Here is a 7,049-nt window from a genome sequence, read left to right as displayed (position 1 = left end):
GCCAACCCCCTGGCACTCTTTAAAAAACGCCTCAGAACGCATTTAAAGAGGCCGGTTTTTTGTTGTTAGGCGTAGCTTTTGGCGTAAGTTTTAAGTTTGCGATTTAAATGCCATAGGCAAATGCGCTGCTGCATCATTGGGGTGTGTTTTTCATTCATCGCTGAAACTTTAGGCTTATTTATATTTTTCAATGGCTTAAATTCTTCCAAACACCCTCCGGCGAACTTGACTATTCCTGTTGATCCCAGGCGGTGCCTGTAAGATTGGCCACCAGTTAGCAAGAGTTAAAAAAACAGCAATATTGCGATTCAAGAGACAACTCGCCACGAAGATTCCGCTCAATCAAGGCGTCGTTTTTTTCGAAATGCGCATTGAATGGCGCGTTTAACGCCCAAAAGAAGAGCGGGAACAAGGGTAAAGACGATATTGTATTTGAGCCCTGCGACCGCGTGGCAGATCGCACTTCGGGCCCGGGTCCGCAATCGCCATGAAACATACCGTGATGAGTATATTTCATGGCGCAGATCGCCCGCCATAAGGCCGCTCGGCATTCGCGGCCCTGATTCACGGCCGCGCCAGTATCTTGGCGATGAAGGCCGGGCGCTGCTCCCACAGCAGGCTGGCGACGAAGGTCGCCGCGCCCAGCCACAATACGAGCACCAGCGCATTGACGTTGATGCTTTGCATCAGTACCCCGGTCAGGAGCGGTCCGCCGCTGCTGGAGACGCCCCAGGTGGCATTGACGATGGCGCTGGCGGCGACCAGGCGCTGGCCGGAAAAGCGTTCGCCGCAGGCCACCAGCGACAGCACATAGATGCCGCCGGCCGCGCCGCCCAGTACGTACAGCAGGGTCCACCACAGCCATGGCACGCTGACTGCGAACGGCATCAGCGGCAGTAGCAGGCAGGCAAGCAGGCCGCATCCCATATGGACGCGGGCGCGACCGACGCGGTCGGCCAGCCAGCCGAGCGGAAATTGCAGCGTGGTGTCGCCGATCAGCATCACGCTGGCAGACAGCAGCGCCTGTTCGACCGGAATCCCATGGCGCATGCCGAACAGCGGCAGCAGGCTTAACGCCAGCGCATCGAACAGCGCGAAGAAGGCAGCGCCGAGGATGATGACCGGCATGCGCGGGGCGACTATTTTCCAGTCGGCCGCGTGCTCGTTATCGACGATGTGGCTATGGTTTGGCATCAGCGCCAAGCCGGGAATCGACAGCAGGAACAGTGCGCCGCAGGCCGCGAACGGCCAGTCGATCCGGCCCGCCAGCAGCGCCACCAAGGCCGGGCCGATCAGCTGGAACAGGGTGAAGGTGGTGGCGTACAGCGCCACTACCCGCCCGCGCGAACCATCCGGCGCCAGCCTGTTGATCCAGGCTTCGCCAACGGTAAACAGCACGCCCAGGGCTGCACCGAAAATGAAGCGCAGCAGGCCCCAGTAGATCAGGTTGGCGCCGGTCTGCATCAGCATGGTCGCCAGAGCGGCGACGGCCACCGCGCCGATCATGCTGTTGCGCGGCCCGAAGCGCGCTACCCAGCGCGCGACGAACGGCACTACCGCCAGAATGCCTATTGCGCCCAGCGCCGTCATCAGGCCGACCACATGGTTGCCCAGGCCGCGTTGGTCCAGCGTCAGGGCAGTCAGCGGCAGGGTTGCGCCGAGGCCCAGCCCGACTACGGCGACGCTGACGGTGAGCGCCAGAAAATCCCGCCAAGGTAGCCCCCTCATCTGCTGCATGTCCCGGCGCCGGCCTGGATCACATGCGCCAGCAGCTTGCCGTAATAACTGATCTTGTCTATGTTGACATAGGCATAGCCAACCAGCAGGCCGCGCCGCGCCGGTTGCTGCAGGTAGTAGTTGGACAGCGGTTTGACCGCAATGCCGGATTCGGCGGCCAGGGCTGCCAGCGCGACATCATCGACATGATCGGGTAATTCGATCACCAGATGCAGGCCCGATTCCTCGCCTGAAATGCTGATATTGTTGCCGAGCTGCGCCACCAGCGTCTTGCGCAACAGTTCGCGCTTGGCGCCGTAAGCCTGGCGGATCTTGCGGATGTGGGTGGTGAAATGCCCGAGCGCGATGAAGTCCGCCAGTGCCGCCTGAATCATCAATTGCCCGGGCCGGTGCAGGTCGTACAGCGCGCTCTTGAACGGTTCCACCAGTGCCGGCGGCACCACCAGATAACCGACCTTGATACCGGGATACAGGACTTTCGAGAAGGTGCCCATGTAGACCACGCGGCCGCGCGTATCCAGCCCTTGCAGAGCGGCCAGCGGCCGGCCGGTGTAACGGAATTCGCTGTCGTAATCGTCTTCCAGAATCCAGGCGCGTTCCTGCTCGGCCAGTTCCAGCAGCATGCGGCGGCGCGCCAGGCTCATCACGACGCCGGTCGGGTACTGGTGTGACGGCGTGACATAAATCAGACGCGGTTTGCTTGCCAGATCGCTCTCGGTCGGAGCGATGCCCTCGGCATCGACGGCAATCGGGTGCAAATGCAGGTCGCACGATTCAAACACCCTTCTGGTCCCCCAGTAACAGGGGTTTTCGACCCAAGCGGTATCGCCGACGTCGGCCAGCAACTGCGCGCACAGGTCGAGCGATTGCTGGGTGCCGGCCGTGATCATCACCTGGTCGATCGAGACCTTGACCGAACGCGACACGCGCAGGTATTCGGCAATCGCGCGGCGCAACGGCAGGTAACCACCGGCCTTGCCGTAATCCAGCAATTCCGACCAGGAATCGCGCCAGACGCGGTTTTGCAAACGTTGCCAGATTTTGTAAGGGAAGGTCGAAAAATCGCAGTCGCCGGGCGCGAACGGCTGGATCTCATAGCGCTCGCCGGCCGCGAAGTCGGTCAGCTGGGCGCCGCGTTTCGATAGCGGCGCCGGTCCTGCAAAGGGAGCGTGCGGCGGGCTGGAAGGAGTTTCTTTCGGCTTGCCTTTCGGCCGTGGAGCGGTCGGCAAGGTGGCCGAAACATAGGTGCCGCTGCCAGTCGAGGTGACCACGAAACCTTCGGCGGCCAGTTGCTCGAATGCGGCGATGATGGTGTTGCGTGCGATGCCGAGATCTTTTGCCAGATTGCGGGTCGACGGCAGTTTGCAGCCGGCGCTTAGTTGCTGCGAAAGGATGGCCGTTTTCGCCGCTTCATACAATCGCCGCTGCTGCGGCAGGCGAGGCAGGAAGTCGGTTTGTGCCAGCGTGGCACTCAGTAAATCGGCGGTCGGGAGGTTGCTGATCACGGTTTTAAGTGGTTCTATGTGGATTGTAATAGTGGAGCTGCCAATTTAAAACTATTCAGCGTAGGATGTTATCACTGACTAACGCAAGAGTGAAAATAAGATTCTTTACTGACTTTGAAGTGGTGCATCGCAGCATTGTATTTTTTTGCAAAATTGGTTCCTGTCGCTATTCTGGCCCATGTGTGGACCTGCAGTCAGGCTACTTGCCGACAAGATCATGCGTAGTCCACTTCTCATTGCTCCTGCTTGCACAGCGCAGCCTGGTGTTCTTCCTGACTGTGGCTTGCCTGGCTTTGATTTTTCTGTATTGACCCCTGCTTCAAGGTGAACCATGTCCAGCAACACTGAAAATGTCCGAAACATAAAACATAAACCTGTAGTGCTTATGTCCATGGGGGCGCAAGCACGTAAAGGCCATGACTACCAGGTGATGACCAGGAAGTACATGTCCCCGCTGGTGGAAATCTCTGGCTGCGTGCCGCTGCTGGCGCCGACCTGCTTCGGTACTGCAGACATCGGGCAATACCTGTCCATGGTTGACGGCGTATACCTCACCGGAGCCGGCAGCAACATAGACCCGGCTCTCTATGGCCAGGAAAATCTGACGCCCGACAAGGTTCAGGATCGGGACCGGGATCTGTTCGATTTGCCCTTGATCCACGCAGCACTGGCAATGGGTCTGCCGATTTTCTGCATCTGCCGCGGCATGCAAGAACTGAACGTGGCACTCGGTGGTGACATCCATCAGAAGTTGTATGAGATTGCAGGCCTGAACGATCACCGCGAAGACGACGCGACCCCGCCGGCCGAGCAGTATGCCGACGTCCACACGGTGCGCGTAGTGCCGAATACCTGGTTTGCCGAACTGATGCAGCAGCATGAATTTCCAGTCAATTCGCTGCATGGGCAGGGCATTAAAACGCTTGGCAAGGGACTGCAGTCGCTGGCATATGCAGAGGACGGGGTGATAGAGGCGATCCATTTGCCGGAACATTCGCAATTCACCCTTGCGGTGCAATGGCATCCGGAATGGCAAGCCGCTCAGAATCCCCACTCCGTGCGCCTGTTTCAAGCTTTTGGAGATGCCTGCCGAAAACACGCGGCAGAGCACGGTGGCGCATCAGATCGCCTCGAATAATTCCTGCTCCTGAAATCTGATCGGGTAAAAATCTTCTTCGTTGCGGCGTGCATTCAGTTCTTGCCGAGAGGGATAAAAATTGGCTGGCGCCAGCGTAACACCCGGCAATTCAGTGCTTGATAATGAGCAAGGCAATCACAGTTTCTAAGTGGTTCTATCTAGATGATAAAAGTGGCACTGCCAATTTTAAATTATTCAGCATAATATGCAATCACTGGCTAATACAAGGAGGAGGAACAAGTGTTCAGGCTGGAATTAAAGTGGTGCGTCGCAGCATCAAGATTGTTCGCTAAATTGGTTCTTGGCGCTATTCTGAGCTGTGTCGCAAGTGCAAACCCCTCTTCTTATCGACAAAATCATGCGTAGTCCACTCGTTATCGTTCCTGCCTGCACGGCACAGCACGGCGCACATCCAGACTATGCGGTGCAAATGAAATATGTGGATGCGATATTGCAAGGTGCTGCTTGCCTGCCCTTGATTTTGCCGGCGCTGGGTGAACGCATCGACTGGGATGCGCTGTTGTCGGCAGTCGATGGCGTAATGCTGACCGGATCGCCTTCCAATGTGCATCCGAGCCATTTCGGCCAGACCGTACGCAATCCCGCATTGCCGTTGGACCCGGCGCGTGATGAGACCAATCTGCCGCTGGTTCGTGCCGCGCTGGAACGTGGGTTGCCGCTGTTTGCGATCTGTCGCGGCATGCAGGAAGTCAATGTCGCACTCGGCGGCTCCCTGCATCAGGCGGTACAGGAAAATCCCGGCTTCAACGATCATCGTGAAGGCAGGGGCTTGTCCCTCGAAGAGCAGTACGGTCCGGCGCATGCGGTGACGCTGATCGAGGGCGGCCTGATGGCGCAAGTGCTGGGCGGCGTCACCCGGATTTCAGTCAATTCGCTGCATGGGCAAGGGATAGATCGGCTGGCGCCGGGATTGCGCGTCGAAGCGGTCGCGGAAGATGGCCTGGTTGAGGCGTATAGCGTCGAGAGCGCTCCCGGCTTTGCGCTGGCGGTGCAATGGCATCCGGAATGGCGTTTGACCGACAATCCGGTTTCCATGAAGTTGTATGCAGCGTTCGGGGCAGCTTGCCGGCAATACCAGTTGCAGAAAAAAGGAGGTGCCCATGCTGATCTATGAAAAATGGGCGCGGCGTGTGCCGTAGGGCCGCTCTTGGATGATGCGACGGTAGCGTAAAACAAATATATGCAAGGCAAACGGCCATCGACGCGGCCTTGTATGAACATAAAAAATATTAGAGAACAATGGAGGAAACCATGTCGATACGTGAAAATTTTTCTTATACGGATATGGATCTGTGGCTCAACGAAAAACGGGTTACGGAGATTGAATGTCTGGTGCCGGATTTGACCGGTGTGGCGCGCGGCAAGATTCTGCCGCGCGGCAAATTTACCCAGGAACGCGGCATGCGCATCCCGGAAGCGGTATTGGGGATGACGGTGACCGGCAATTATCCGGTCGACGATGGCCCGTATGATCGCGCCATTTCATCGACTGACCGCGACATGATCCTGAAGGCGGATCCGACCACCATCACAATGGTGCCGTGGGCAATAGACCCGACTGCGCAAGTGATTCACGATTGTTTTTTTGCCGATGGCATGCTGGTTGACTTTGCGCCGCGATCGGTGCTGCGCCGGGTTCTCAAGTTGTATGAGGAGAAGGGCTGGAAGCCGGTAGTTGCGCCGGAGCTGGAATTTTATCTGACCGCCAAGAATACCGATCCCGATTTGCCCTTGAAGCCGCCGGTCGGTCGCAGCGGCCGCGCCGAAACCAGCCGTCAGGTCTATAGCATCGACGCAGTCAACGAGTTTGATCCATTGTTCGAGGACATTTACGATTATTGCGATCTGATGAATCTGGACGTCGATACGCTGATTCACGAGATCGGCGCCGGCCAGATGGAAATCAACTTCCTGCACGGCGATCCGATGGGGCTGGCCGACAAGGTGTTCTTCTTCAAGCGCACACTGCGCGAAGCAGCGCTCAAGCATGACATGTACGCAACCTTCATGGCCAAGCCGATGACGGACGAACCGGGCTCGGCGATGCACGTGCATCAGAGCGTGGTCGATGCCAAAACCGGCCTGAATATTTTCAGCAATCAGGACGGTTCGGCGGCGACCATTTTCAAGCATTACATCGGCGGCTTGCAGCGCTACATGCCATCGGCGATGGCGATTGTCGCGCCGTATGTGAATTCGTATCGCCGCATCGTGCGGCATACGGCTGCCCCGATCAATATCCAGTGGGGCCTGGATAACCGCACCGTCGGCTTCCGCGTGCCGGAATCCGGCGCTCAGGATCGTCGGGTCGAGAACCGGATCATCGGTGCCGATGCCAATCCTTATCTGGCGCTGGCAGTGACGCTGGCATGCGGCTATCTGGGCATGACCGAGCAATTGGAGCCGACCCCGATCACGGTTGGCAGCGCTTATGACCTCAAGTTCGAGCTGCCGCAGGGCTTGCCGGAGGCACTCCAGGCGTTGCGTGCGGAGGCCAAACTGCGCAGTGTGCTGGGCGAACGCTTCATTGATGTCTATTCGGCCATCAAGGATCTGGAACATGCGGAATTCATGAAAGTGATCAGTCCTTGGGAACGCGAGCATTTGCTGCTACACGTTTAAAACCATAGAAGTTATTGCATCGATTC

6 protein-coding genes are annotated in these 7,049 nt (G+C 57.8%); 3 read left to right on the top strand and 3 right to left on the bottom strand.

Features of this window, described 5'->3' with window-relative positions:
- Window positions 1-65: 65 nt before the first annotated feature.
- From HMCN_RS19260 to HMCN_RS0110200, 3 genes are all read right to left on the bottom strand, one after another.
- Entirely contained in the window at window positions 66-209 is a 144-nt protein-coding gene (locus HMCN_RS19260) for a hypothetical protein (protein ID WP_155837527.1), read from the bottom strand.
- A gap of 355 nt (window positions 210-564) precedes the next feature.
- The gene (locus HMCN_RS0110205) at window positions 565-1,728 is read right to left on the bottom strand and encodes an MFS transporter (RefSeq protein ID WP_025917294.1); all 1,164 of its coding nucleotides are present in this window, start codon (window positions 1,726-1,728) and stop codon (window positions 565-567) included.
- The gene (locus tag HMCN_RS0110200; RefSeq protein ID WP_025917293.1) at window positions 1,725-3,239 is read right to left on the bottom strand and encodes an aminotransferase class I/II-fold pyridoxal phosphate-dependent enzyme; all 1,515 of its coding nucleotides are present in this window, start codon (window positions 3,237-3,239) and stop codon (window positions 1,725-1,727) included. Before HMCN_RS0110200 ends, HMCN_RS0110205 begins: the two co-directional genes overlap by 4 nt.
- A gap of 334 nt (window positions 3,240-3,573) precedes the next feature.
- Between HMCN_RS0110200 and HMCN_RS0110195 the strand changes: the two genes are divergently transcribed.
- The 3 genes from HMCN_RS0110195 to HMCN_RS0110185 all read left to right on the top strand — a co-directional run bounded on the left by HMCN_RS0110195 (window position 3,574) and on the right by HMCN_RS0110185 (window position 7,023).
- The gene (locus tag HMCN_RS0110195) at window positions 3,574-4,380 is read left to right on the top strand and encodes a gamma-glutamyl-gamma-aminobutyrate hydrolase family protein (RefSeq protein WP_025917292.1); all 807 of its coding nucleotides are present in this window, start codon (window positions 3,574-3,576) and stop codon (window positions 4,378-4,380) included.
- Between the two features lie 358 nt (window positions 4,381-4,738).
- The gene (locus HMCN_RS0110190) at window positions 4,739-5,515 is read left to right on the top strand and encodes a gamma-glutamyl-gamma-aminobutyrate hydrolase family protein (protein WP_025917291.1); all 777 of its coding nucleotides are present in this window, start codon (window positions 4,739-4,741) and stop codon (window positions 5,513-5,515) included.
- A 137-nt stretch (window positions 5,516-5,652) separates the two neighbouring features.
- Window positions 5,653-7,023 (top strand): glutamine synthetase family protein, encoded by a 1,371-nt coding sequence (locus HMCN_RS0110185; RefSeq protein ID WP_025917290.1) that lies wholly within the window; start codon window positions 5,653-5,655, stop codon window positions 7,021-7,023.
- The last annotated feature ends 26 nt before the right edge of the window (window positions 7,024-7,049 follow it).

Origin of the sequence: Herminiimonas sp. CN (assembly GCF_000622895.1) — a bacterium.
GTDB lineage: Bacteria > Pseudomonadota > Gammaproteobacteria > Burkholderiales > Burkholderiaceae_D > AVCC01.
The sequence above is the reverse complement of the archived record's forward strand: the minus strand, read 5'-3'. Positions and strand labels throughout refer to the sequence as shown.

Excerpts from the sequence above, each read along its gene's own strand:
- HMCN_RS0110195 (WP_025917292.1), top strand. The coding sequence starts at position 3,574 with ATGTCCAGCAACACTGAAAATGTCCGAAACATAAAACATAAACCTGTA.
- HMCN_RS0110185 (WP_025917290.1), top strand. The coding sequence starts at position 5,653 with ATGTCGATACGTGAAAATTTTTCTTATACGGATATGGATCTGTGGCTC.
- HMCN_RS0110190 (WP_025917291.1), top strand. The coding sequence starts at position 4,739 with ATGCGTAGTCCACTCGTTATCGTTCCTGCCTGCACGGCACAGCACGGC.
- HMCN_RS0110205 (WP_025917294.1), bottom strand. The coding sequence starts at position 1,728 with ATGAGGGGGCTACCTTGGCGGGATTTTCTGGCGCTCACCGTCAGCGTC.